The organism is Streptomyces ficellus (assembly GCF_030406405.1).
Taxonomy (GTDB): Bacteria; Actinomycetota; Actinomycetes; order Streptomycetales; family Streptomycetaceae; genus Streptomyces; species Streptomyces ficellus_B.
Genome location: NZ_JAUEPL010000001.1, coordinates 217,239 through 238,519, shown reverse-complemented (window position 1 = coordinate 238,519; position 21,281 = coordinate 217,239). Strand labels below are relative to the sequence as shown.

The 21,281-nt window shown below is 71.2% G+C and carries 19 protein-coding genes; 4 read left to right on the top strand and 15 right to left on the bottom strand.

From position 1 onward, the window contains the following. Nucleotide 1: 1 nt before the first annotated feature. The 11 genes from QWM81_RS01075 to QWM81_RS01025 form a co-directional block, all read right to left on the bottom strand. Nucleotides 2-1,282, bottom strand: coding sequence for an ATP-grasp domain-containing protein (locus QWM81_RS01075; protein ID WP_290109441.1), 1,281 nt, complete (start codon nt 1,280-1,282; stop codon nt 2-4). After that, nucleotides 1,279-2,628 (bottom strand): MFS transporter, encoded by a 1,350-nt coding sequence (locus QWM81_RS01070; RefSeq protein ID WP_290109440.1) that lies wholly within the window; start codon nt 2,626-2,628, stop codon nt 1,279-1,281. The genes QWM81_RS01075 and QWM81_RS01070 overlap by 4 nt, the downstream gene beginning before the upstream one ends. After that, nucleotides 2,625-3,407 (bottom strand): hypothetical protein, encoded by a 783-nt coding sequence (locus QWM81_RS01065; RefSeq protein WP_290109439.1) that lies wholly within the window; start codon nt 3,405-3,407, stop codon nt 2,625-2,627. The genes QWM81_RS01070 and QWM81_RS01065 overlap by 4 nt, the downstream gene beginning before the upstream one ends. After that, nucleotides 3,404-4,324, bottom strand: a complete 921-nt coding sequence (locus tag QWM81_RS01060; RefSeq protein WP_290109438.1) for a branched-chain amino acid transaminase — start codon at nt 4,322-4,324, stop codon at nt 3,404-3,406. The genes QWM81_RS01065 and QWM81_RS01060 overlap by 4 nt, the downstream gene beginning before the upstream one ends. Next, on the bottom strand, nt 4,315-5,559 hold the full coding sequence (locus QWM81_RS01055) for a GNAT family N-acetyltransferase (RefSeq protein ID WP_290109437.1): 1,245 nt from the start codon (nt 5,557-5,559) through the stop codon (nt 4,315-4,317). Before QWM81_RS01055 ends, QWM81_RS01060 begins: the two co-directional genes overlap by 10 nt. Then, nucleotides 5,556-6,782, bottom strand: coding sequence for an ATP-grasp domain-containing protein (locus QWM81_RS01050; RefSeq protein ID WP_290109436.1), 1,227 nt, complete (start codon nt 6,780-6,782; stop codon nt 5,556-5,558). Before QWM81_RS01050 ends, QWM81_RS01055 begins: the two co-directional genes overlap by 4 nt. Then, entirely contained in the window at nt 6,779-7,873 is a 1,095-nt protein-coding gene (locus tag QWM81_RS01045; protein WP_290109435.1) for an Ldh family oxidoreductase, read from the bottom strand. Before QWM81_RS01045 ends, QWM81_RS01050 begins: the two co-directional genes overlap by 4 nt. Then, nucleotides 7,848-9,257 carry a dipeptide epimerase gene (locus QWM81_RS01040; RefSeq protein WP_290109434.1) on the bottom strand — a complete coding sequence of 470 codons (1,410 nt, stop codon included), beginning with the start codon at nt 9,255-9,257 and terminating at the stop codon, nt 7,848-7,850. Before QWM81_RS01040 ends, QWM81_RS01045 begins: the two co-directional genes overlap by 26 nt. Then, nucleotides 9,254-10,492, bottom strand: a complete 1,239-nt coding sequence (locus tag QWM81_RS01035) for a KamA family radical SAM protein (protein ID WP_290109433.1) — start codon at nt 10,490-10,492, stop codon at nt 9,254-9,256. Before QWM81_RS01035 ends, QWM81_RS01040 begins: the two co-directional genes overlap by 4 nt. Nucleotides 10,493-10,569: 77 nt before the next feature. Next, nucleotides 10,570-11,607: an AurF N-oxygenase family protein gene (locus QWM81_RS01030; protein WP_290109432.1), complete on the bottom strand. Its 1,038-nt coding sequence runs from the start codon at nt 11,605-11,607 to the stop codon at nt 10,570-10,572. Between the two features lie 110 nt (nt 11,608-11,717). After that, nucleotides 11,718-12,446 carry a TauD/TfdA family dioxygenase gene (locus tag QWM81_RS01025; protein ID WP_290109431.1) on the bottom strand — a complete coding sequence of 243 codons (729 nt, stop codon included), beginning with the start codon at nt 12,444-12,446 and terminating at the stop codon, nt 11,718-11,720. A gap of 265 nt (nt 12,447-12,711) precedes the next feature. On the opposite strand from QWM81_RS01025, the gene QWM81_RS01020 reads away from it, so the two are divergent. Both QWM81_RS01020 and QWM81_RS01015 read left to right on the top strand, forming a co-directional pair. Then, nucleotides 12,712-13,164 carry a GNAT family N-acetyltransferase gene (locus QWM81_RS01020; RefSeq protein WP_290109430.1) on the top strand — a complete coding sequence of 151 codons (453 nt, stop codon included), beginning with the start codon at nt 12,712-12,714 and terminating at the stop codon, nt 13,162-13,164. Nucleotides 13,165-13,600: 436 nt separating this feature from the next. Then, entirely contained in the window at nt 13,601-14,311 is a 711-nt protein-coding gene (locus QWM81_RS01015) for a thymidine kinase (RefSeq protein WP_290109429.1), read from the top strand. Here QWM81_RS01015 and QWM81_RS01010 read toward each other — a convergent pair. Then, nucleotides 14,283-15,056, bottom strand: coding sequence for a VOC family protein (locus QWM81_RS01010; protein WP_290109428.1), 774 nt, complete (start codon nt 15,054-15,056; stop codon nt 14,283-14,285). The genes QWM81_RS01015 and QWM81_RS01010 overlap by 29 nt on opposite strands. Nucleotides 15,057-15,387: 331 nt before the next feature. Here QWM81_RS01010 and QWM81_RS01005 point away from each other — a divergent pair, with 331 nt between their 5' ends. After that, nucleotides 15,388-16,215: a sulfurtransferase gene (locus QWM81_RS01005; RefSeq protein ID WP_290109427.1), complete on the top strand. Its 828-nt coding sequence runs from the start codon at nt 15,388-15,390 to the stop codon at nt 16,213-16,215. Nucleotides 16,216-16,424: 209 nt separating this feature from the next. On the opposite strand, the gene sepH is transcribed toward QWM81_RS01005, so the two are convergent. Next, the gene (gene sepH, locus QWM81_RS01000) at nt 16,425-17,501 is read right to left on the bottom strand and encodes a septation protein SepH (RefSeq protein ID WP_290109426.1); all 1,077 of its coding nucleotides are present in this window, start codon (nt 17,499-17,501) and stop codon (nt 16,425-16,427) included. A gap of 442 nt (nt 17,502-17,943) precedes the next feature. Here sepH and QWM81_RS00995 point away from each other — a divergent pair, with 442 nt between their 5' ends. After that, entirely contained in the window at nt 17,944-18,627 is a 684-nt protein-coding gene (locus QWM81_RS00995; protein ID WP_290109425.1) for a hypothetical protein, read from the top strand. Between the two features lie 6 nt (nt 18,628-18,633). Here QWM81_RS00995 and QWM81_RS00990 read toward each other — a convergent pair whose 3' ends face one another. Further along, nucleotides 18,634-19,944 carry a D-arabinono-1,4-lactone oxidase gene (locus QWM81_RS00990; protein ID WP_290109424.1) on the bottom strand — a complete coding sequence of 437 codons (1,311 nt, stop codon included), beginning with the start codon at nt 19,942-19,944 and terminating at the stop codon, nt 18,634-18,636. Further along, nucleotides 19,913-21,166 (bottom strand): MFS transporter, encoded by a 1,254-nt coding sequence (locus tag QWM81_RS00985; RefSeq protein ID WP_290109423.1) that lies wholly within the window; start codon nt 21,164-21,166, stop codon nt 19,913-19,915. The genes QWM81_RS00990 and QWM81_RS00985 overlap by 32 nt, the downstream gene beginning before the upstream one ends. Between the last annotated feature and the right edge of the window lie 115 nt (nt 21,167-21,281).

Sequence of the window (21,281 nt, the reverse complement as noted above, 5' to 3'; positions counted from 1 at the left end):
GTCAGACCCAGGCTTCCGCGCCGGAACGGGCACCGGCACCGCCGGACACCTGCACCACGAAGTCAAGCCCAGCCACGGCCTCCTGGGCCCGCGCGACGGCCTCGGCCGCGTTCGCGCCCCGAGCCCGGACGAAGGCCGCCCGGGATTCGGAACTGTCAAGGTCCCCCAGCACATCGCCTGCGTCAAGGAGGGCCTCGGCGGTCACCACGCCCGGCAGCCCGGCGGCGTCGGCCAGCCCGTTGATCGCCGTCAGCGTGCCGCGCGCCTGCGGCACCGCGAACCAGATGGCCTCGGGGCGCCGGTCCACGGTCGGGTCCGCGAGGGTCCTGCGGATGTCGGCGAGCACGGACTGGCCCAGGGTCTGGCGGACCACGCAGTCGACCAGGTCCACTCCGGTGACATCCTGGACGAGGTACGGGATCTCATCCCCGGCGAGCCGCACGTGGGTCTCGATGACGCGCGGCCCGGCTGCGGTCAGCACCACCTCGGTATGGGTCACGCCGTAACCGATGCCGAGGCCGTCGAGCAGTCGGCATACGAAGTCGTGGACCGACGCGGTCTGCTCCGGGGAGAGTTCGGCGGGCACGACGTGGCCGAGTTCGACGAAGCCGACCGGGTCGGAGAACTTGCGGGTGACCGCGAGGATCTCGTGTTCGCCGTCCTCGGAGAAGGCCTCGACGCTGAATTGGGGGCCCTCGTGGAAGCGTTCCACGAGTACGCCGGCGTCCGGGATCACCGCGAAGTCACGGGAGGCGCGTGCGAAGGCCGCGTCGGCCTCCTCGACGCTCCGCACCACAGAGACGCCGAAGCTCGCGGCGCCCTGTGCGGGCTTCACCACGCAGGGCGTCCCGTGCTCGGCGAGGAAGGACCGCAGTTCGGCTGCGTCCGCGACCCGCGCCACGGGTGTGTCGTCGACCCCGATCTCCGCGAGCCGACGGCGCATCGCGTGCTTGTCGTGCACGTACGCGATGGTCTGCGGGGTGTGGCAGGGCAGGCCCAGGGCCTCGGCCACGGCCGCGGCGCGGTCCTGGTCGCGCTCGCCGAAAGTGCCGACCCGGGTGAAGGGGTGACGGGCGTGCACCGCCTCGGCCAGCGAGATCCACTCCTCGTCGGGCGCCTCACGGCGTACGGCGAGCACCCGGTCGTGCTGGCCGGGCTTGCGGATTTTGGGAAGGAAATCCATGCGGCACAGGATGGTGGTGGCCACGTCCGGGCCTCCCGCTTCGCGGATCAGGCCGGGGATCTCCCGGCCGCCGCCGACGATGAGCACGTTCTCGGTCATGTTGTCACCTCGGTGGGTGTGGGGGTGGAGGGGACGGCGGGTACCGGTCCCGGCTCGGCACGCGGACTGCCGGTGGCCCGTACCACCAGGGCGGCCAGGGCGAAGACCACGGCCAGCAGCGCCCAGCCGATGCTGCCCAGCGGCAGTATCACGGCGGTCATCAGCACGGGGCCCACGATCTGCTGGCCCGTCACACCGAGGCTGAACGCGGCGAGGTAGCGGGCGCGGGCGGGCGCGGGGGCCATCTCGTAGGACAGGCCCCAGACCGCCACGGAGTGCAGGTTCTCGCCGACGGTCAGCAGGACGACCGCGAGCACGGCCAAGGCCGCGGCCGGCCATACAGAGACCTGCTCCGCGCCCGCGAAGACGCCGCAGGACAGCAGCAGGGGGAGCAGCGCGGCCCAGATGAGCCTGAGCGCACGGGCGGTGGTGTCGGCGAACTTCGCGACGTAGACCTGCAGCAGCACGGTGAGCACGGTGTTCACGGCGAGTAGCACGGAGACGGCCGAGGCGGGCGCGGTGGTGGCGGTGGTGAGCCACAGCGGCAGCAGGACGAAGAGAACCGAGTCGTGCAGGCACAGCACGCCGTTCGAGACGGTGAACAGCATGAAGCGAAGATCCCGGAAAGGGCTGCGGACGGATGCCGCCACCGGGTCCGAGGATGCCTTTGTCGATGACTTCACCGACTCCGTACGCCGGTCCGTCACCGCCGTTTTGCGCCGCAGCCGCTCCACGACCATGGCGATGACGAAGAAGGTGAGGGAGTTGCCGAGGAACAGCACCGCGAACGCAGCCCGGTGCTCGATTGCCAGCACCGCGCCGGCCAGCAGGAAGCCCGCCGTCAGCCCGATGTTGCGCACCGAGCGGATCGAGGCCATCGTCCGGGTCTGGTTCTCGCCGCCCTCGATGAGCCCGACCACGACCTGCTGCAGCGGCGAACAGCCCCGGTCCAGCGCGGTCAGCAGGCACGTCAGGATCGCGTACGGCCAGAAGTTGTCGACCAGCGCGAAGCCGGCGTAGCCGGCACCGCGGGCCGCGAGCAGCGCCACGTACACCTTTGTCGGGCCGGTACGGTCGGCCAGCCGGCCGAGCGGCACCGGGCTGAGCAGCCCGACGACGCCCGCAATGGAGAGCACCATGCCGACCTGAGCGGCCGGCAGGCCGACCACGGTGACGAAGTACAGCGTCGAGGCGGCGAGGAACATGCCGGAGCCGACGGAGTCGACCCCGGCGCCCGCTGCCAGCTTCCGCCCGGCGGGGGTCCTGGGCAGGATCGAGAGCAGGAAGCGCGCGGCCCTCCCGCTCTGCCGGACCGCCGCCCCGGTCTTGGTCCCGGTACCGCTCATGCGGTGGTTACCTGCGCGGAGGGCGCGGCCGATCTGATCCATCGGACCAGTTCGCCGGTACGCCGCACGTGGATCTCGGTGGCCGCCTCCGGAGGGGGCTGCCGCAGCCAGTTCCAGGTGTACCGGCGGGCCGCGTTGATGCACAGCAGCCCTTCCGCCTCCGGGAGGTTGGCCACCTCGGAGAGCAAGGCGGCGGCCAGCTGGAGGCGGCCTATCCGGTCCACCAGAACCCACCCGCCCGCGGCCGTGAACGCGGGATCGCCGCCCACCCATTCACCGCGCGTGGCGCCGAGCCCGCGCAATGCCTCGTCCGCGATGTCCCACGCGGCGGCCGCCCGGCCGTCCGGGCGCCGCCCCAGCACCGTGCGCAGCCGCGCGCACACCTTGTCGTAGTACGCGGCGTCGGCGAGGGAAGTGATCAGGCGTGTGACCAACTGGTGTGCGGAGTCGACCGGATGCCCTTCGCGCACGGGCTGCGTGCCCTCGGCGCCCATGGCGTCCGCCCGGGTCCGTACGACGTCCTCCTGGACCGCCCAGCGGACGCAGCCGTGCATCACGTCGTCGGTGGCGTCCGGGGAGGCCGCCGCGGTGACACGGAGCCAGGCCCGGGCGGCGGCCAGATCGAGCAGCCGGTCGCACACCTCCTCGCCCAGCGACACGTGACCGGGGTGGCTGTCGGGTACGCGGGGCAAGCCGGCGGCGGCTTCCTCCAGAAGCGCCACCGCCGTCAGCACGCCCGGGCGTTCCCGCCCGGACGGAACCTCGCACTCGGTGGTCATACGCATTCCAGCCAGCGCGCGTACGTCTCGTTGCGGCCCCGGACGACCTCCTGGAACAGATCGCGCAGTTGCTTGGTGACCGGGCCGACACCGCCCGCGCCGACCGGCCGCTCGTCCACGGAGGCCACCGGGACGATCTCCGCGGCAGTGCCGGTGAGGAACGCCTCGTCGGCGATGTACACCTCGCTGCGAGGGATGCTGCGCTCGGTGACCGGCAGGCCGAGGTCGCGGGCGAAGGTGATGACGCTGTCGCGGGTGATGCCCGGCAGGATGCCGTCGCTGACGGGTGGGGTGATCAGGGCGCCGTCCCGGACAAGGAACAGGTTGGCGGCCGAGGCCTCCGCGATGTGGCCGTTCGCGGTCAGCATGAGGGCGTCGTCGTAGCCCGCGCGCTGCGCACCCACCTTGGCCAGCGCACTGTTGACGTAGGCGCCGGTGGCCTTGGCCAGCGGGGGAACCGTCTGGTTCGAGTTGCGCTGCCAGTTGCTGACGATGAGGCGGCAGCCCTCGGTCTCCGCCTTGTCACCCAGGTACGAGCCCCAAGGCCAGACGGCTATGGACAGGCGGACCGCGTCGAGCTGCGGGGCCACGCCCATCTCCCCGTATCCGAGGTAGGCAATGGGCCGGATGTAACAGGACTCCTGGCCGTTGACGCGGCACAGCTCGCGGACCGCCTCGACGAGCTCCTCGTCGGTCCAGGGGAGTTCCATGAGGTAGACGCGGGCCGAATCGCGAAGCCGGGCGATGTGCTCGCGCAGCCGGAACACGGCGGACCCTGCGTCGGTTGCGTAGGCACGGATGCCCTCGTAAACACCCCATCCGTAGTGCAGGCTCGGCGTGAGCACATGCACCTTGGCGTCGTCCCAGGGGACCAGGTCGCCGTCCATCCAGATGAAGGGCGTAGGGGTCAGTGGCATGTCGGCTCAGTCTCCTTGTGGGGTGGTGCTGTCGGGCCGAGGCTGCGCAGCCGCAAGTCCTCGCCGGCGCTCTGCAGGCGGACGGTCTCCGCGAGGGTCTCGTGGCCGGCGCCGGTGAAGCGGAACCAGCCCTGGCGCGGCTCGATGTCGCATCCGCGAAGCTTCTTCGCCTCGTAGGCGGCGAGGCCGTACCAGATCTCGCGGACTCCGTTGGCCAGACACCAGCGGACGGTCTCGTAGTAGGTGAGGACGAAGTAGACGCCCTTTGCCCGGTCCTCGTCGAAGCCGGCGGTCCTCCCGTACAGCGCGTCGCCCGACCGGAGGTAGAGACAGAAGCCGAGGGTCTCGCCGCCGAGTTCGGCGCTGAGCACCAGGATGCTGTCGCCGACGGTCTCGCGGATGGCGTCGAAGTCCCTCTGCACGCGGGGGCGGCCGCCGGGCAGCCCGTACTTGGCGCGGAGTCCCACCTGCAGGTCGATTATCGAGTCCGACAACGCGTCGGGGCCTTCACTGATCACGGTCCGGAAGCCGGCCTTCGCGTACTGTCCCAGCTCGCGGTTGGTCCGCATGCGCTTCTTGCTCACCAGCCCGGCCAGGTACGTGTCCCAATCCGAGGCGTCGAGCCGCATCACGGACTCAGCACCGAGCACGGCCGGGGTGTGGCCCAGTGCCTCGGCGGCCGGGCCGATGGCCTCGGCCTGTTCGTCCGTGACGTACAGCAGGGCGCTGCTGCGGCAGCCGAGGGTACGGGCCGCGTCATCGAGCAGGCGGGGCAGCTCGGCGAGGACCTCCCGCCGCTCGGCTCCGGTGCGTCCGATGGCATGGACGATGCCGTGGTGGGAGCCGAAGACGGATAGGGCAACCGAGGGGTATTGGTCGCGGCGGGCGTCCGGGACTGCGCCGGTGAGCTGCTCCCAGCGGGCCTGCCCGCGCTCCGGCAACCGCTCCGGGTCGCCGAAGGCACCCAGGTCACCAACCATCTTGGGGGCGTCGTAGAAAAGCAGTCCGCCGCCGTCGCGGGTCACCAGCAGCGGGGCCAGGGCCACGAGCACGCTCCCCTCGTACACGCCGAGGTAGCGGGTCTCGTGCAGGTCGGTACGTTCGGTGAACCGCCACCAGCGGTCGTCCTCCCAGATGACCGGCGGCCGCTCCAGCGCCGGGAAATCCGCGGCGGTGGGTCGGGTCGCGGGGTCGAGGACCTCGGCAGTCAGGGAACTCCCAGTCAGGCAACTCACGGTGCTTCCTCCGATACGAGGTCCCAGCCGAAGGCGGCCTCGGCCTCCGCCTCGCTCTTGGCCACGAGGGCGAGGAGTTCCCCGGCCGTCCGGGCGGTCACCAGCCAGGTGGCGATGAAGTCGCCGGACTTGCGGGCCCGGTAGCGTTCGCCGCCCCAGTCCTCGCCTTCCTCGGCGAGGACGGTGAAGCCCTGGGCGCCGGTGGGCGGTTCGTGCGGAATCCGGGTGATCCGCCCGTTCCGCGGCGGCAGCCCGAAGTTGGCGACGAGCGGCGCCGACCGGACGTGGTCTCGGACCGCGTCCAGGTTCACGGGCAGCCCGCACTCGATCCTGGCCCACAGATGCCGTGGGTCGAGGCCGAGTACGGCCTCCAGCATGGCCGGGATCGGGGTGCCGCCGACTCGGCCCGCGACCTCGCAGAGCACGATCTCGTCCGCATCCGTCACGAAGAACTCCGCGTGGACGAAGAGCGAAGGCGCGTGGGGCAACGCGGCGACGAGCCGCCAGGTCTCCGCCACCAACCGGGCGTGCAGCGGGTCGTCCGGCTCCAGCATCCAGCTTCCGTTGCCCGAGTCGGTCCAGTGCGACAGACAGCCGCCGTCGGTGTACACGGAGGGGATGGAGACCACCGGTTCGCCGCCGACATGCAGGGCGTCGACATGGCAGAACCGGCCGGCCACGAACTCCTCCACCTCGTGGTCCCCGGAGCGGATACGGCCCGCCACAGCAGGAAGATCCGCAGGTGTTTCGAGGACGGCCACGCCGGTGGAACCGGAGCCGTCGCGTGGCTTGACCACGACCGGGCCGGGGTGGGCCGCCATGAAGGCGAGCACGTCGGCCTCGGAGGCGAGGGGCGCGAAGGCCGGCACCCGTACCCCGCCCGCCGCCGCCAGCTCCTTCATACAGATCTTGTCCCGGTACGCGCGGGCGCTCTCGGGACGCTGGCCGGGCAGGTCGAACTCGTTCCGCAACTGCGCGGCGCGCTCCACATCCACCTCGGCCAGGGCCAGAACGCGGGTGACCTGGTGCCGATCGCACAAGCGGCGCGCGGCCTTGTGTACGGACGCGTCGTCGAAGTAGTCGGCGACGGGCTCGACATCGAGGAAGCCGGGACCGGGGTCGACCCCTGCCCCGGTAACCGCGAGCAGCCGGCCCGTCTCCTCGCCAAGCCATTCGCCCAAGGGAAGCCCGGCGTTGCGCGGGCTGAGCAGGACCAGGATCACGCGCCGGCCTCGATTCCGTGGCGGGCGGCGAGCTCCGCGAACGCGCGCGCGGTGTGCGGGTCGAGCGGTATGCCGTGGGCGGCTCGTTGCTCGGCGGTACGACGCTGCGGATCACCGGGCACCTGGACGGACAGAGCGGCGTCGACGCCGGGCGGGGCCTGCCGGGTGGTGGTCACCAGGTCACTGAAGCCGGCGGCGAAGCTCTCCGTACCGGCGAAAGAGGCCGGGTCGAGGCAGATGAGGAAGTGGCCGATTTGGCGGCTGCGGCCGGGAGCGGACGCGCCGATGTGCTCCAGGTGCCAGTCCGCGGGCGAGCCGGTGAGGACGGCGCCGAGGAGAGTGGCGACCATGGCGAGGCCCTGACCCTTGTAGCCGCCGAGCGGGGACAAGGCGTACGCGTCCTCCGGGTCGGTGGCGGGGCGTCCCTCGGTATCGGTGGCCCAGCCGCTGTCGAGGGCGCGGCCGTGCTTGCGCCGCTCCTTGATCTCGCCGAAGCACACCTGGCTGGTGGCCATGTCAAGGGCGAACTCGTCGCCGTCGCCGGCGGCGGCGAAGCTGAGCGGATTGGTGCCGTACAGCGGCTGCGTGCCCCCGAAGGGGGCGACACGGGAGGCCGCGGAGGTGGTGACGATGCCGACCAGGCCCTGGGCGGCGAGACGACGGCTGTAGACGGACGCGGCGCCGAAGTGGTTGGAGTTTCGCACGCCGACCGCGGCCACGCCGTGCGCGCGGGCTCGTTCGGCGGCGATCCGCGCGGCGGCGAGGCCGGCGACCACGCCGAGGGCGCCGTCGGCGTCGAGCATCACGGCTGCGCCGGAGTCCCGTACGACGGTGATGTCGGGCCGTGCGGTGGCGATCCGCTCCTCGAGTTCCGTGAGGTACTGCGGGAGCAGCCGCAGGCCGTGGGTGTCGATGCCGCGCAGGGAGGTGTCGGTCAGCGCGGCGGCCACGTCGCGGGCGTCACCTTCAGGGACGCCCGCAGCGCGGAGAGCGGCCACGGCGACGGCAGTGGCGGTGTCCGCCGCGAGCCGCGCGGGCGTTTCGGTCGCCGCGAGCGCCTCGGATTCATGCGCTGTGGTCGTGCCGGTCATGCGGATTCGCCTTCCAGACCAAGAGGGGATCGGTATCGCCGTCGTGGGGCGTGAAGCCGGCGGCCCGGGCGGCGGCCGGGACCGCCGGCTCCGCATGCATCCAGACCGTGTCGGCCCCGCCGGCCACGGCCCGGGTGACGGCTGTGCGCAGCAGGGCCGTGAGCTCCGTGTCGCTCACCCCGCCGGCTGTGGACAGCTCGGCCAACTGCCGGACGCGCTCGGAAGGCGCGCCGCCGGGCAGCGGCCGGCGCCGGACGCGGACCGAGGCAACCTCGGTGCCCTCGCGGTACGCGGACAACTGCCCGCCGTCCCAGTCCGGCAGCCCGCCCGCGGTGGGCCGTACGGTGAACGCCGGACCGGAGAAGTCCGGGACGAACCCGGTGCCGGGGGCGTCCGGCAGGGTGATCCGGCCGCTGTCGTCGAGCAGGACGCCGGCGCCGGTGTCCACCGCAAGCAGGGCGATGGAGTCGGCGTCGAGGTGGTCGACGTAGGGGCCGAAGTTGGCCGTGGCCGAGACTCCGGCGCTCGATTCCGGCATGCAGCCGAGCATCGTGCCGAGGCCCGCGACACGCGCCCGGCGCAGCATCCGCAGCACCGGGGTGATGCCCCCCGCCTTCATCAGCTTGAGGTTGACGCCGTCGAACGCGTCCGCACAGGCGTCGAGGTCGTCCGGACCGGTGATGCTCTCGTCCGCGAACACCGGTATCGGAGAGGCCTCTTTGAGTGTGCGGGCGTCGTCCCAGTGTTCGCGGGGGAAGGGTTGCTCCAGCAGTTCCACGCCGAGCTCCACCATGGCGTCGAGCGCGGCGAGCGTGCCGGGCAGGTCCCAGCCGCAGTTGCCGTCCACGTAGAACGGGGCGTCGGTGTGGTCCCGCAGCGCCTTGAGGATGTGCAGATCGCCGGGTGCGGCGAGCTTCACCTTGTACGCGGGCCAGCCCGGCCGTCCCAGCAGCTTGCGCACCATGACGGCCGGCTCGTCGAGCCCGATGCTGTAGCTGGAGCGCAGCGCGCCGGGTGGGTCCGCGCCGAGGTGCTTCCACAGCGGTACGTCGGCCAGCCGCGCCGCCAGGTCGTGCGCGGCGACGTCGAGGGCCGCGAGCGTGAAGGGGGATCCCGCGAGCAGTGGGGCCAGTACGGCCCAGGTGCCCTCGGGATCGTCGGCCGGGAGGGTACGCAGGGTGCCCGCGACCCGGCGCAGGTCGTCGTGCATGGCCGCGAGAGCGGAGTTGTAGCGGTCGGTCATGAAGGCCACGGCCTCGCCCCAGCCGGAGACTCCGGCGGCACTGAGTTCGATCAGCAGGCCGGGCTGCTCGGGAATGGACTCCCGGGCGCTGCGCCAGACGTCGTGGTCGGTCAGTCTGAACTCGTGGGCTTGAAGTTTCATGGGGCGAGCTCCGGGAAGGGCGGGAACGAAGCCCCGGAGGCGGAGAGCGGCTTGAGTTCGTCGTACCACTGGGCGTGTTCGTCGTAGGCGGCGAAGAACGGGCGGCCCACCCACTCGGGGCGGCGGGCCTGCAGGAAGCTGAGGACGAAGGCGTCCTCGCCGCCGACCTGCGCGGTGCCGTGGATCATCACCTTGCCGGGGCCGGCCGACATGACCGGGCCACGGGCGGTGCGGGCCAGGCCGGAGACACGGCGGATGGCCTCGGTGTAGATCTCCAGTGCCCGGACGAGCGGCAGCCCGAAGTAGTTGCGCGCTCCGGTGTCCCGCTCGACGAACATGTAATAGGGGACGATGCCCAGCTCGACCTGCATCTGCCACATGCGGGACCAGACGGCCGCGTCGTCGTTGACGTGCGCCACCAGGGGGGCTTGCGCGCGGATCACGGCGCCGGTGGCTTGGATCCGGGCGATCGCCGTGCGGACCGCGTCGGTCTCCAGCTCCCGCGGGTGCGAGAAGTGGGCCATGACGGCCACGTGGCGGCCGGCGGCGACGGCGCGCTCGAAGAGTCGCATCAGATCGTCCGCATCCGGTCCGGAGGTGAACCGGGCCGGCCAGTAGGACAGCGCCTTGGTGCCGAACCTCAGCGTGCGGACGGAGTTCGCCGCCGCCTCCAGCAGCGGCTCGACCCAGCGGCGCACCACGTCGGTCCGCATGATCATCGGATCGCCGCCGGTGAAGAGCACGTCGGTGACTTCGGGGTGCCGGGCGAGATAGCCGGTCAGGTCCGCGGGGTCGCGCAGTGCCTGGCGCAGATCGGCCTGGCTGACGAACTGGGCCCAGCGGAAGCAGTAGCCGCAGTACGAGTGGCAGGTCTGGCCCTGGGAGGGGAAGACCAGCACCGTCTCGGCGTACTTGTGCTGGAGTCCGTCGAGCCGGCGGCCGTCCAGGACGGGAACGTTGGCCTGCAGCTGGTCGCCCGGGTGCGGGTTGAGCTCCATCTGGGCGGCAGCGGAGGCCTGGCGGAGCTCCGCACGGGGAGCTCCGCCGTCCAGCAGGGCGGCCATCCGGTCGAAGACGGGCACGGGGAGCATGTCGCGGTGCGGGAAGGTCAGCCGGAAGATCGGGTCGTCCGGCGCGGCTGACCAGTCGATCAGCTCGTCGGCCACATACTCGTTGACCTTGAACGGCAGTACGCTGCCGACCACTCGTAGGTCACGCACGTACTCGCTCGGCATGCCACGGTCCTGCGCAAGCTGAGCAAGACGCTCGTTCGCGTAGTGCTTCACCGGGATGTCTCGATTCCTCGTCGTAATCAGCGGGCTACGTGGGACTTGGACCAGTCGAACTCGACGAGCTCCTGGACGCCCATCCGCTCGATGAGCGTGTGCAGCCCCGTGTAGTCGCGCACCAGACGCTTGCGGCTCGTCTCCGCCTGACAGTCAGCGAGCATCTCGTGGCCGCCTTGGACACCGGTGAGGTCCATGATCCGGTGCCAGGTGGTGTAGTCCGTGGCGACGAACGCCTCGAGGCCTTCGAAGAGCATGTCGCGGAAGAAGCGCTGCTTCTCCCCGTCGAGCTTGTCGTGCACCACCTCGGCCAGCACCGCGGAGATCGACGCGTGGCAGTACTCGTCACGGTTGTGCAGTTTGGCGGTACTGCTGTTGATCGGCTGGATGTCGGGGTCGTCCGCCAGCAGGTCCAGGTAGGCGTTGATCGATATCTCCGACACCGTCGCGAAGGCGAGGGTGGTCAGCGACTTCTGCCACCGCTGGCTCACGCCCTCGCGCAGCCTCAGGTGCTCGCGCGCGGTGTGCGAGATGGGCAGGTCGTTGTCGGGCATCGCCATGGCGCGCCGACGCCGGGTGACGGCGCTGGCGTTGAGGTGCATGAGCGTGTGGTATTGCTCGTCGACCATCGCCTGGGCGAGCGAGATGTTGAGCGCTTCGTCCTGGAGCATGGGGTATTCGCCCTCCATGACCAGGGCGAACGCCGGGTTGGCCACCTTCTGCTCGGCCATGATCGTATGGCGGTTGTACGCGATCCAGGCCCAGCTCAGGAGCTCCGACTTCTTCGCGGGGTCGAGCGCCTGGTAGGTGGGATGGTCGTGGAAGGGCAGGATGCCCTCCGGGTAGTCGGGCCGGTCGAGTTCGAACAGCTCGTCGAGATCGGGCTCGGCGCGCTTCACGGTCGCCCGGCGGTGCCAGTTGCCGACGAGCCGGCTGATGACGGCACTTTCGACCTGGTCGTCGGGGTCGTGCCTGGGCACGCCTTCGGGCAGCCCCTTCAGTTCCTCCGGCAGGCCAGTGGGGAACTCCTCGTCGGCGAGCAGGGTGTTCTGGGCGTCGGTCATGTTCCAGCCTTACGAGATCGGTGTTCCGGTTGGGCGGCGCGGGCCGCATCCGCGTCGGGCGCGTGAACGCAGGCCGTGAACCCGTGGTGCGGGCGACGCTGCGATGGGGCTCAGCGCTGGGCCGCGACCCAGTAGCGGGTGAGGTGGCGCTTCGCATCGCGGTAGGCGGAGCGGGCGTGCACCATGCGCTGGTTGTCCCAGACGAGGATCGAGTCCTCGGGAATGAGCACGGAGACCTTGTTCTCCCGGAAGAACGCCTCTGCCTGCTCGGCCAGGTGGATGCCGAAGCTGCCCAGCGGGAGCTCCACGGGGTCGACGGACGCGTCGACCGGCGGGTCGTACTGCCCGGTGGTCAGCAGGTTGTAGCTGAAGCGGAGAATCTCCCGGCCGCTTTCGGTGCGCTCCACAACGGGGCGCCGCACGCCCTCGGTGCCGACGCCACCGGTGTTGTGGCCGAGCCACTCGATCTCGCGCTCGTACAGGGCGGCGCGGTCCTGCTCGCCCAGAGAGGCCACGAACTGCCTCATGTCGGCCAGCTCGGTGTGGCCGCTGCCGCAAGTGGCCTGGACTCGGCAGTGCAACGCCAGGTAGCTGGGCGTCGGGTTCCAGCCCGGCGCCTCAGTGTGGACGAGGATGGTGTTGACACTCTTGGAATAGCGCCGTTCCTCGAAGCCCGGCGCGGCCTTGACCTGGTAGCGCAGTGAGCCGTCGTACTGCGGGACGAGCTCACCGAAGGCGCGCAGAGCCTCGGCAGCCTCTTCGTCCGTTGCGATACCTCTGAGCAGAGTGTGGCCCTGCTCTGTAAGTTCACCAACGTGAACGTCAAGAGCGGTAGACATGTCGAATTCCCCCCGGAAAAGTAATCAATTGAGCCCCCCGGGATCACGCTGTGATCGCACTCCGGGCTCACCCCGGGTCGATCTTCAAGGAGGGGCGGCAGGCACGCAATGTTTCGAAGGGTGAGATGAATCACCGGTTGGCAACGCGTCCGACAGCGGCAAACGAGGCCTTACAAAGGGCAGTTCCTGCAAATGGGACACCACGGGGCCGGCGGTGCCGACAGCCCTTGATCACATCCGTGAGTGCCCGCTTATCATGCGCCTCATGACGAATATCGGTATCCGGCCTGCCGTCGTGGACGACATCCCCGCCATCGTGGCCATGTTGGCCGACGATGCGCTGGGGGCCAGTCGGGAGTCGCCCGACGACTTGGCCCCGTACCTCGCCGCGTACGAGCGATTGCAAAGCGATCCGAACCAATTCCTCGTAGTGGCCGTGCGGGGCGACATGGTTGTCGGCACGCTGCAGCTGACCGTTATTCCTGGTTTGTCGCGTCGCGGCAGTACCCGATCGATCATCGAGGGGGTACGCGTGCATGGGTCGGAGCGTGGCCAGGGGCTCGGTCAGCAGCTGATCGAGTGGGCGGTCGAGGAGTCCCGCCGCCAGGATTGTCAGCTGGTGCAGCTGACCTCGGATGCGGCTCGCCCGGACGCCCACCGCTTCTACGAGCGGCTCGGCTTCGTAGGATCGCACATCGGCTTCAAATTGCAGCTCTGATAGGGCGATACATGAGGTGATGCCCGTTTCGGGGTTGAGGTTGGGTGAGGTGGGCTGTTTACGGCCCCGAGGCGGCGGTCAGGGGCGGGGCTGGGTGAACGAGCCGGGTTCCGGGCTCGGTGAGAGAATGCCTCGGCTGACGAGGCGTTCCAGCGTGGAGCGGATGCCTTCGGTGCCCTTCGTGATCATGGGCAGGTCGAGGGCCTGGCGCAGGTCCCGGGCCCGCAGGGGGCGGTCGTTGCCGGCGAAGACGGCAAGGGCGTGCCGGCAGGCGGGATGCCTCGGGACATCCGCTGCGGCCGGTGGGGCTGCTCGGGAGCGAGACTGCCGGCACGGTTAAATGACCCTGCTGGAGCAACTCGTCCCGCTCCTCGAAGTCCGCTCGTAAACCTTCCGCCCCTCACCGTCACTGACCCCGAAAGGTCATCGCCTCCCCATGCCCGAGCTGGTGTTCTTCTCCGGAACGATGGACTGCGGAAAGAGCACCCTCGCTCTGCAGATCGAGCACAACCGCTCCGCACGCGGCCTCCAGGGCATGATCTTCACCCGCGACGACCGGGCGGGCGAGGGCAAGCTCTCCTCCCGCCTCGGCCTCGTCACGGACGCCGTCGAGGCCGCCGAGGGGTTCGACTTCTACGCCTACCTCGTCGCCCACCTCTCCAGGGGCGGCCGCTGCGACTACGTGATCGCCGACGAGGCGCAGTTCCTCGCACCCGAGCAGATCGACCAGCTCGCGCGCGTCGTGGACGACCTCGACCTGGACGTCTTCGCCTTCGGCATCACCACCGACTTCCGCTCCAAGCTGTTCCCCGGCTCGCAGCGGCTTGTCGAGCTGGCCGACCGCGTCGAGGTGCTCCAGGTCGAGGCCCTGTGCTGGTGCGGTGCGCGCGCCACCCACAACGCCCGCACCGTCGGCGGTGAGATGGTTGTCGAGGGCGCGCAGGTCGTCGTCGGCGACGTCAACGCCGGGGACGAGATCGGGTATGAGGTGCTCTGCCGCCGGCACCACCGGCGCCGTATGACGGCCGCCACCGCCCGCGCGGCCGCGCTCTCGCCGGACGTGCTCCCCGTGGCCGAGGACCCGGACCAGGACCAGGACCACGCCCAGGACCAGGACCTCAGCGGCCGGCCGACCGTACGATCGTGAACACCGCGCCCTCCGGGTCCGCGACGGTCGCCAGCCGGCCGGCCGGATCGTCGCGCGGCGCCTGCACCACCTGACCGCCCAGCTCGGTGACCCGCTCGGCGGCGGCGTCGGTGTCCTCGACTTCGAACCAGGTCATCCAGTGCGCTCCCCGGTCGCGCGGCAGCCTGTTGCCGACGCCGTGCAAGGCGGCGACCGGACGGTCGTCCACCTTCAGCGTCACCAGGTCCCAGTCGGCCGAGACGGCCGGATCGAGCTCGTATCCGAAGACGGTCTTGTAGAACTTGCTGACCGATTCCGTCTCCTGCGTCAGCAGCTCGTTCCATACGGGTGCGCCGGGGGTGCCGACCACGGCCGTACCGAGGTGCGCGGCGGCCTGCCAGACGCCGAAGACCGCGCCTGTCGGGTCGGAGCAGATCGCCAGCCTGCCCGCGTCGGCCGCGTCCAGCGGGCCGACGGCCACGGTGCCGCCGCTGCAGCGGATGGATTCGGCGGTCTCGTCGGCGTCGTCGGACGCCAGATACGTCGTCCAGGCGGGCGACAGGTCCCTGTCGGCCGGAAGCTGGCCGATACCCGCCACTTCCTCGCCGCCGAGCAGCCCGCGCACATACGGACCGAGCTGCTGAGGTCCCGGCTCGAACCGCCAGCCGAACAGCGCCCCGTAGAACTCCTGCGTCACATCAAGGCGACGCACCATCAAGCTCACCCAACAAGGTGTACCGGGCTTGCGCCGACTCGCCTCGGTCATCGTCACTCTCTCCTCGGACCATCGTCGTGGCCGTGCGGGGGACCGGGCGTGTGCCGGGCAGCCACCGGCTGTAGGTCTGGCTGTACGCCCCGTCAGATGCTTGCACCACCGGCCGCGCGGTGCGCCCCGGCCGCGCCGCGAATTGGCGCGATCCCGCAGGAGGATGCCCGAAATTCCGTTGCCCATCCGCTCTCGGGCCGTCACGACGCGCGCGCCGCACGTCTGTGCGCGTCCGTACGCGTCCGACACACGCCTCTGCGAGCCGTACGGCGTTCATGCGCGTTCATGCTTTCTGTGCGCGTCCATGCCCGGCTGCGGGAGGATGGCGGGCATGAACTCCATCATCTCGGCGACCGAACTCGCAGGTGAGCTGTCCGGAGCGCGTCCTCCCGTCCTCCTGGACGTCCGCTGGCAGCTCGGTGGCCCACCGGGCCGCCCGGCCTACGAGGCGGGGCACATCCCCGGAGCGGTCTACATCGACCTGGACACGGAGCTGGCAGCCCCGCCCGGCGCCGGAGGCCGGCACCCGCTGCCGGATGTGGCGGAGTTCGGCGCGGTGATGCGCCGCGCCGGTGTCCGCGCGTCCTCGCGGGTGGTGGCGTACGACGGTGGCCAGGGGTGGGCAGCCGCCCGGGCGTGGTGGCTGCTGCGCTGGACGGGCCACCGGGACGTACGGGTGCTGGACGGCGGCCTCGCGGCCTGGCCGGGCCCGCTCTCGACCGATACGCCCACGCCTGCCGCCGGCGACTTCACGCCCGAGCCGGGCGCCCTGCCGCTGCTGGACGCGGACGCGGCGGCGGCCCTGGCCCGGACGGGCCTGCTGCTGGACGCCCGGGCGGGGGAGCGGTACCGGGGCGACGTGGAGCCGATCGACCCGGTCGGCGGGCACATCCCGGGCGCGGCCTCGGCCCCGACGACGGAGAACGTCGACGACAACGGCCGGTTCCTGCCCGCCGAGGCGCTGGCGGCCCGCTTCAAGGCCCTGGGCGCCACCGACGCCCCGCAGGTCGGCGTCTACTGCGGCTCGGGCGTCTCGGGCGCCCACGAGGTCCTCGCCCTGGACATCGCGGGCATCCCGGCGGCGTTGTACGCGGGCTCCTGGTCCGAGTGGTCGGCCGACCCGTCACGCCCGGTCGCCAAGGGCCCCTCCCGGGGCTGACCCCGCCAAGGGCACACGCCGAGATGGCCGTGTGCCCACCGGGGCGCGACGAGTATCCCTGCGCGCGTGGCCCCGCCGACGGCTGCCGACAGACAGTGTGCAGCGTGCCCCGCACCGAACCGACCCGCAGGCCCGCCCGCCCGCGCCGAGGGGGCGGGCGGGCGGGCCTGCCGGCGCCGAGGGGGCGGGCGGGCGGGCCTGCCGGCGCGCTACTCCTGCTTCTTGCGGCGCGTGCCGAAGACGATCTCGTCCCAGCTCGGGACCGCCGCCCGGCGGCCCGGGCGGACGCCGTCCGCCTCCGCCTGGCGGTCGGTCGTGCCCGTCAGCCGGTCGCGGTGACCGCTCACCGCGCGCGGCATCAGCACGTCCGCGTACGCCGAGCCCGCGCCCGCCGAAGCGGCCGGTGCCGGGGGCTCGTCCGCCTCCGCCGACTCCTCGGACTCGATCTCGGCGGTCTCGGACGCGGGCGGGCGCTCCGGAACGACCATGTCGCCCCGGAAGCTCGGCACCGCCTCCAGCAGGCTGGTCAGCGAGTCGCGCTCGGGCTCCTCGTCCGGCTCGGGCGCGGGAGCCGGGGGCCGCTCGATCTGCCGGTCCAGGGCGCGGTCCAGCGGCCGGTCGCGGGGGAGGCGTGCGATGCGCGGTACGAACGGGAAGCTCGGTTCCTGGACCGCCACCGCGTCGTCGGTCTCGCCGATCAGTGCGCGCGCCTCGTCGTCCACGGCCTGGACGAGCCGCCTGGGCGGGTCGTACGTCCAGCTCGCCGAGTGCACCTCGCCCGCGACGCGGTAGACCAGCAGCACCTCCCAGGTGCCGTCGTCCCGGCGCCAGGAGTCCCACATCACGGTGTCCTTGTCGGCGCCGCGCAGCACCAGCCGCTCCTGCACCGCCTCGCCGAGCTGCGGCCCGGCGTTCTCGCCGGGCCGGCGCACGGGCGTCTTGCGGGCCCGCTCCGCCATGAAGGCACGCTCGGCGAGCACGGGGCCCTCGAAGCGGCGTACGCGCTCGACGGGGATGCCCGCCATCTGGGCGACCTCTTCGGCGGAAGCACCCGCACGTATACGCGCCTGGATGTCGCGCGGCCGGAGGTGGCTCTCCACCTCGATCTCGATCTGGCCCAGCCGGGCACGGTCGTTGCGTACGGCGGCGCGCAGCCGTTCGTCGATCGGAAGCGTGTACTCCGTGTTGTCAGCAGCCTTCAGCACCAGTCGTGTGCCGTCGTTGGAGACGGCCACGACACGCAGTTCGGGCATGGGGACCTCCCGGGTGGTGCCTGCCGACGTCACCTGCGTCGCTGCTTCCGCTAGTCGAGTGTGGCCTGCCCGGGTGCAGCCTGCCACAACCTTGCCGAGTTGCCCGGCGTGTCGGGCATGGGCCCTGGAACGCCGTTATGGCACGGTTACCTATTTGCCACGCAGGGTGACCGGTGTGGTTACTCTGTGCAGCAAGCGGCCGTGCGGTGCCGCGGCGCCGCCGGATCGAGTGCCGCTTTCGGCTCCCTCCCGTTGGCCCCGGACGCCCGAAAGGGATCGGGACCCAGGGCTCGCCACAGTACTCCATTCGGGCCACCTGGGTGGACCGGCGCGCCATCGAAGTTCTCTCGGCGTACGGCAGTTGGGGTTTCTGACCACCCGTCAGGCTTGGCGGCCTTCATGGAATCGGCATAAAGGGAACTATTCGCTTCGCCCAAACGCCCCTTCTCCTTGCATGCTGGGATAGATGGGTGAGATGAGACCAAAGACGGACCAGAAGGTGTACACGCCGAATACCGGGACAGAAGGGAGAGCGGAGAGGAGGAAGCGGCTCGACCTGAACGCCGCCCAGGTCGCCGGCAGTGCCGTCGCGGCCGTCGTGGCCGCCAAACTGGCTTCCAAGATGGGTGTGTACGGCACGGTCCTCGGCGCCGGTGTGATCAGCGTCATCGCCACCTGCGGCGGTTCGATATTCCAGCACCTGCTCAGATCCACGGCCGAGCGGGTGCGCGAGTTCGGCGGGGCCGCCACGTACGCCACCCGCGTGCGCGGCTGGAAGCGCTCCGCCATCGCGGCGGCGCTGGTCTTCGGCCTGGCCATGGTCGGCATCACCGCGTACGAGCTGATATCCGGTCAGGACCTCAGCGGTGGCAGGGGGACGACCATCACCTCCGTCGTACGCGGCGGCGACTCGGCGCCCCGGCCGTCCCCCTCCCCGTACCGGCATCAGCAGCACCAGGAGCGGGAGCGGCACCAGCGGCAGACGCCGGGCCCGGGTACCGGAACGGGCGGCGACGACGGCACCCCGGCCCCCACCCCCACCACCACTCCAGCGACTCCCACGCCGACCCCCACCCCCACACCATCCACAACCGACGAACCCGATACCGGCGCGACCGGCGGAGACCAGCCGTCCGGGTCGCCCCAACCCTCCGGTTGATCCCCGTCAGGCGCCCAGGACCCGCCGCAGATAGTCGTTGCCGAACATCCGCTCCGGGTCCAGCCGGTCGCGCAGCGCGGTGAACTCGCCGAAGCGCGGATAGACCTCCGCGAGGTACCCGGCGTCCCGGGTATGCAGCTTGCCCCAGTGCGGCCGCCCCCCGTGCGCCGTCATGATCCGTTCCGCCGCCGTGAAGTACGACCGGTACGGCGTGCCCTTGTACATGTGGACGGCGATGTACGCGCTCTCCCGGCCCGATGCCGTGGAGAGCGCGATGTCGTCCGCGGGCGCCGTTCGTACCTCCACCGGGAAGCTGACCCGCAGCGCCGACCGGTCGACCATCGCCTTCAGCTCGCGCAGCGCACCGATCGCGGCCTCCCTCGGAACCGCGTATTCCATCTCCAGGAACCGCACCCGGCGCGGACTTGTGAAGACTTTGTAGGGGATGTCGGTGTACGTACGCGCGGACAGCGCCCGGCTGGAGACCTTGGCGATCGCCGGGATGGCCGCGGGCACTGCCCGGCCGATCGAGTTCACCACCTGGAACATGCCGTTGGAGAGGAACTCGTCCTCGATCCAGCCGCTGATCCGCCCGGGCGGGGCCGCCGGGCCCGCGCTGCGGTTGTTGCGCTTGGTGTTGCAGTTGCCGGTGTGCGGGAACCAGTAGAACTCGAAGTGCTCGTTCTCCGCGTGCAGCGCGTCGAACTCCGACGTGACCCGGTCGAAGGTCATCGGCTCCTCGCGCGCGTGGAGCAGGAAAAGGGGCTCCACGGCGAAGGTGATGGCGGACACCACGCCCAGCGCGCCCAGGCCGATCCGGGCGGCGGCGAAGACCTCGGGGTTCTCCTTCTCGGAGCAGGTCAGCACCCGCCCGTCCGCCGTGACCAGCTCCAGTTCCCTGATCTGCGCGGCGATCGACGCCGAGTCACGGCCCGTGCCGTGCGTACCGGTGCTGGTCGCGCCCGCGACCGTCTGCTCCATGATGTCGCCCATGTTGGCCAGCGACAGGCCCTCGCGGGCGAGCGCCACGTTCAGCCGCTTCAGCGGGGTGCCGGACTCCACCGTCACGGTCATCTCCCGGCGGTCGATCCGCCGGATACCGGTCAGCAGGTCCGGGCGGATCAGCACGCCGTCGGTGGCGGCGATGGAGGTGAACGAGTGGCCCGTACCGACCGTCTTGACCCGCAGGCCCTCCTCGGCGGCCCGCAGCACCGTGTCGGCCAGTTCCCGCACCGAGGCGGGACGGGCCTCCCGCACGGGCCTGGCGGCCACGTTTCCCGCCCAGTTACGCCATGTGCTGGCGCTCCGGCTGTCCATACCCTTGAGAGTCCCGCTCACGCTGCCCCTCCCGCGTCGGCACCGGCTCGCGCAGCCGGCGGTACCCCAGGAACGCCACCACGGCCGCGAGCACTCCCGCGATGCCGGGCACCGCGTACCCCGCAGCCGCCCCCCGGGCGTCGACCACCCAGCCCGCGGCCGAGGAGCCGAGCGCCACGCCGACCGCGAGCCCGGTACCCGTCCAGGACATGCCCTCGGTCAGTTTGGTGCGCGGTACGTGCGCCTCGACGAGTGCCATGGTCGTCACCATCGTCGGCGCGATGGCAAGGCCCGCGACAAAGAGCGCCACGGCCAGCAACGGCAGGTTCCCGGCCAGTTGGAGGGGGATCATACTCACCGCCATCGCGCAGACGCCCAGGACCCAGCGGCGGGACGGCTCACCCTTCAGGTGCAGCAGCCCGAAGACCGCGCCCGCCAGGCACGAGCCCAGCGCGTACACCGCGAGCACCACGCTGGCGGCGGCCTTGTGGCCCTCCTCCTCGGCGAACGCCACCGTCACCACGTCCACCGCGCCGAAGATGGCGCCGGTGGCGACGAACGCGGCCACCAGCACCTGGAGCCCGGGGGAGCGCAGCGCCGAGCCGCCGGTGTGCTGCTCGACGGGGTGCGGCTTGGGCTCGGTGCCGCGCTGCGCGGTCAGCCACCACACACCGGCCAGCAGGAAGAGGGCGGCCAGCAGCGGGCCCGCCTCCGGGAACCAGACGGTCGACAGTCCGATGGAGACGATCGGGCCGAAGATGAAGCACACCTCGTCGATGATCGACTCGAAGGAGTACGCGGTGTGCAGCTCGCGCGGCGAGCCCTGGTAGATCGTCGCCCAGCGGGCGCGGGTCATCGCGCCGATGCTCGGCACACAGCCGGCGGCCGCAGAGAAGACGAACAGCGTCCACTCCGGCAGCCCCTGCTGCGCGCAGATCAGCAGCCCCGCCACGGCCACGACCGTGATCAGTGTGGCCGGGCGCAGCACCCGGCGCTGGCCGTACCGGTCGACCAGGCGGGAGACCTGAGGGCCGAGCACGGCGGCGGAGACGGCGAGCGTCGCGGAGAGCGCGCCCGCCAGTCCGTAGCGCCCGGTGAGCTGGGAGATCATCGTGACGATGCCGATGCCCATCATGGCCAGCGGCATCCGGCCGAAGAAGCCGGCGGCGGAGAACCCGACGGTGCCGGGGGCGGAGAAGATCGCACGGTACGGACTGGGCAAGGGAGACTCCGGCCGGTGAGGCGTAGGGCGCGTGGCGTAAGGCGTGTGGGCAGCCTTCACAGATTACGGCCGAACGGGTGACAGTGCACGGCGGTTTTCCGGCTGTCAGACCCGG

What these genes read in the sequence shown, in the direction of transcription:
- QWM81_RS01065 (WP_290109439.1), bottom strand. Translation starts at nt 3,407, where the DNA reads ATGACCACCGAGTGCGAGGTTCCGTCCGGGCGGGAACGCCCGGGCGTG.
- QWM81_RS01035 (WP_290109433.1), bottom strand. Translation starts at nt 10,492, where the DNA reads ATGCCGAGCGAGTACGTGCGTGACCTACGAGTGGTCGGCAGCGTACTG.
- QWM81_RS01070 (WP_290109440.1), bottom strand. Translation starts at nt 2,628, where the DNA reads ATGAGCGGTACCGGGACCAAGACCGGGGCGGCGGTCCGGCAGAGCGGG.
- QWM81_RS00995 (WP_290109425.1), top strand. Translation starts at nt 17,944, where the DNA reads ATGAGACCAAAGACGGACCAGAAGGTGTACACGCCGAATACCGGGACA.
- QWM81_RS01045 (WP_290109435.1), bottom strand. Translation starts at nt 7,873, where the DNA reads ATGACCGGCACGACCACAGCGCATGAATCCGAGGCGCTCGCGGCGACC.
- QWM81_RS01040 (WP_290109434.1), bottom strand. Translation starts at nt 9,257, where the DNA reads ATGAAACTTCAAGCCCACGAGTTCAGACTGACCGACCACGACGTCTGG.
- QWM81_RS01015 (WP_290109429.1), top strand. Translation starts at nt 13,601, where the DNA reads ATGCCCGAGCTGGTGTTCTTCTCCGGAACGATGGACTGCGGAAAGAGC.
- QWM81_RS01030 (WP_290109432.1), bottom strand. Translation starts at nt 11,607, where the DNA reads ATGACCGACGCCCAGAACACCCTGCTCGCCGACGAGGAGTTCCCCACT.
- QWM81_RS01075 (WP_290109441.1), bottom strand. Translation starts at nt 1,282, where the DNA reads ATGACCGAGAACGTGCTCATCGTCGGCGGCGGCCGGGAGATCCCCGGC.
- QWM81_RS00990 (WP_290109424.1), bottom strand. Translation starts at nt 19,944, where the DNA reads ATGGACAGCCGGAGCGCCAGCACATGGCGTAACTGGGCGGGAAACGTG.
- QWM81_RS01005 (WP_290109427.1), top strand. Translation starts at nt 15,388, where the DNA reads ATGAACTCCATCATCTCGGCGACCGAACTCGCAGGTGAGCTGTCCGGA.
- QWM81_RS01060 (WP_290109438.1), bottom strand. Translation starts at nt 4,324, where the DNA reads ATGCCACTGACCCCTACGCCCTTCATCTGGATGGACGGCGACCTGGTC.
- QWM81_RS01025 (WP_290109431.1), bottom strand. Translation starts at nt 12,446, where the DNA reads ATGTCTACCGCTCTTGACGTTCACGTTGGTGAACTTACAGAGCAGGGC.
- QWM81_RS01010 (WP_290109428.1), bottom strand. Translation starts at nt 15,056, where the DNA reads ATGACCGAGGCGAGTCGGCGCAAGCCCGGTACACCTTGTTGGGTGAGC.
- QWM81_RS01020 (WP_290109430.1), top strand. Translation starts at nt 12,712, where the DNA reads ATGACGAATATCGGTATCCGGCCTGCCGTCGTGGACGACATCCCCGCC.